The organism is Flavobacterium quisquiliarum, assembly GCF_019308285.1.
GTDB lineage: Bacteria > Bacteroidota > Bacteroidia > Flavobacteriales > Flavobacteriaceae > Flavobacterium > Flavobacterium quisquiliarum.
This window is the reverse complement of record NZ_WWEM01000018.1, coordinates 1-2,227: the sequence shown is the minus strand read 5'-3', so window position 1 is coordinate 2,227 and position 2,227 is coordinate 1. Positions and strand designations below refer to the sequence as shown.

The 2,227-nt window shown below is 39.4% G+C and carries 2 protein-coding genes; both read left to right on the top strand.

The features are described 5' to 3' along the window. Positions 1 to 61 precede the first annotated feature (61 nt). Positions 62 to 670, top strand: a complete 609-nt coding sequence (traK, locus tag GSY47_RS07475) for a conjugative transposon protein TraK (protein ID WP_246611284.1) — start codon at positions 62 to 64, stop codon at positions 668 to 670. A gap of 263 nt (positions 671 to 933) precedes the next feature. Continuing rightward, positions 934 to 2,226 (top strand): conjugative transposon protein TraM, encoded by a 1,293-nt coding sequence (traM, locus tag GSY47_RS07470; protein ID WP_219071219.1) that lies wholly within the window; start codon positions 934 to 936, stop codon positions 2,224 to 2,226. Position 2,227 lies beyond the last annotated feature (1 nt).

The window sequence follows — 2,227 nt, the reverse complement described above, 5'->3', positions numbered from 1 at the left end:
TGAATGACAGGCTCAAAGGAAATTCAAAACAGACTTAAATCAACATCCCATGTTTACTAAAATGAAAAATATAGATAACGCTTTCAGATATGTGAGAGGATTTTCAATGCTTGTAATTTCAGGCTGTATAATTATAAGCTGTTACGCTGTTTACAAGAGCTTGCAGACAGTAAACCTTATGCAGGATAAAGTCTATATTCTGGCAAACGGCAAAGCGCTTGAAGCTTATGCTTCAGAAAGAAAAGATAATATTGCTGTGGAGGCAAGGGATCATGTGAAAACATTTCACAAGTTTTTCTTTACGCTTGATCCCGATGATAAGGTCATTAAAACGAACATCACAAAAGCGCTTTATCTGGCAGACGACAGTGCAAAACGCATCTATGATGACCTGAAGGAAAATAATTTTTATTCGGGCATTATATCGGGAAATATCAGCCAGTCGATCCAGATTGACAGTGTGAGCATCGATATCCGTGAATATCCATATCGTTTTAGATGTTATGCCAGACAAAGTATTATCCGCACTACCAGCATTCTGAAAAGAAGCCTGCTGACAGAAGGTGCTCTTCGCAATGTTTCGAGAAGTGATAATAATCCGCACGGGTTTTTGATTGAGCGGTTTAATACAGTCGATAACAGGGATTTATCAGCTGAAACCAGAAAATAAAATTCATATGAAGTCTTTATTTAAAAAACGCACTGAGCCTGTGGTTTATCACAAGTATTATCTGCTGGCACAGAAAAGGTGGGCCGAGAAAATGAAAGGATTCACAGATAGCCGCACAAAGAGAGAACTCATCTGCGCGCTAGTGTTGTTTACGGTTTTAACCTCAGGGCTCTTGATCTACAATCTATACAGATCATTTTATGGAGAATCTGCGATCTCAACAGTATCAAAAATTAAGACAATCAACTTAAAAAACTAAAACTATGGAAGAGAAAACAATATCGCTAAAGGAGTCTAAAAAGAGAAAGATGCTTTTAATGCTGCCTCTTATAACACTTCCATTTCTAACATTCTTATTCTATTCCTTAGGGGGAGGGCGAATGGAAGCTAAAACAGCAGAGAATGATGAAAAGAAGGGATTTAATTTTAATCTGCCGCTGCCTAAATTTAAAGAAGACTCAGCACTTGACAAGATGAGTTATTACGATCAGGCGGCAGTTGATTCTATAAAACTGCTTGAACAGATAAAGAAAGATCCTAATTATTTTGATGAGAAAGTCACTGAAGATAAAGTTAATTCTTTTGCTGCAGATGATTTTGAATCCCGCATTATTCCAAAAAACAGATCGGCTTTTAATTCGCAGTCTTTTCAGGACCGCAATGAACAGAAAGTTTATGAGAAGCTAAGGGCTCTCGAAAAAGTAATCAACCAGCCTGCAGCTACTACAACTTACGGTCAGGACATGAGAGAATTTGAAAATTACGGTACTTCTGGTGCAGAATCAGAAGAAATCAAAAAACTCGAAGGGCTTATGTCAGTAATGAGCGCACCGCAGGACGCTGATCCTGAATTGCAGCAGTTAGGAGGAATGCTGGAAAATATTCTGGATATTCAGCATCCACAGCGAGTGCAGGAAAGACTTAAACAATCATCTGACAGTAAAAAGGGAAAAACATATTCGGTGCTGAAAAAAACAGAAGAGGATAACATAAGTTCACTTGTGGGGAATGCCGATTCGCAGAGCTTTATACAAACAAATGCATTTTATTCTCTGGACGCAGAACAGTCCTCTGAAGTGGTGCAGAATTCAATTGAAGCAGTTATTCATCAGACACAGACTATTGCCAGCGGAGCGGTGGTGAAATTACGTCTTTCGCATGATATTCTCCTGCAGGATACAGCTATCCCCAAGAATACTTTTCTGTACGGAATAGCAGCCTTAAAAGGGGAGAGGATGGAGGTCAAAATTACCAGCATCCAGTACAATAATTCCATATTTCCTGTTGAGCTGACAGTTTATGATATTGATGGCATTGACGGCATCTATATTCCGGGAGCTATTAACAGGGACGTGGCGAAAGCATCCGCGGACCGTTCCATACAGACGCTCGGCCTTACAGGTATTTCGGATTCATGGGGGACGCAAGCTGCAGGAATGGGTATTGAGGCGGCTAAAAGTCTTATGAGCAAAAAAGTAAAACTTATAAAAGTAGTTGTAAAGGCAGGATATCGGGTGCTGCTGTACGATGAAAAACAAAAGAATTTAAAACCTTAAA

Bases quoted from the DNA above. Each gene is read 5' to 3' on its own strand.
- traK (WP_246611284.1), top strand. From the start codon at position 62: ATGAAAAATATAGATAACGCTTTCAGATATGTGAGAGGATTTTCAATG.
- traM (WP_219071219.1), top strand. From the start codon at position 934: ATGGAAGAGAAAACAATATCGCTAAAGGAGTCTAAAAAGAGAAAGATG.